Origin of the sequence: Paraburkholderia sp. SIMBA_030 (genome assembly GCF_046535245.1) — a bacterium.
Taxonomy (GTDB): Bacteria; Pseudomonadota; Gammaproteobacteria; order Burkholderiales; family Burkholderiaceae; genus Paraburkholderia.
Genome location: NZ_JAWRXB010001608.1, coordinates 1 through 237 on the forward strand (window position 1 = coordinate 1; position 237 = coordinate 237).

1 pseudogene is annotated in these 237 nt (G+C 60.3%); it reads right to left on the reverse strand.

The window, feature by feature from the left end:
* Positions 1 to 237: pseudogene (locus tag SB772_RS45435) on the reverse strand (threonine synthase); the annotation flags it as partial.

Below are 237 nucleotides of genomic sequence, written 5' to 3' on the forward strand. Positions count from 1 at the left end.
CTGCGTCGCCGCGAAATAGCCCTTGAAGTAGTACACGACCTGCGCGACGACGCGCGCCCAGTTGATCGAGTTGACCGTGCCGATCTTCTGCTGCGCCTTGAACGCGTGATCGTTCGACACGGCCTTCACGATGTCCTGGCAGTCGTCGAACACGCCTTCGACCGCGAGGTTGAAGATGTTCGGATCCTGCAGGCTGAACATCTGGGCCGTCTGGAACGCGCTCATCTTCTTGTGCGG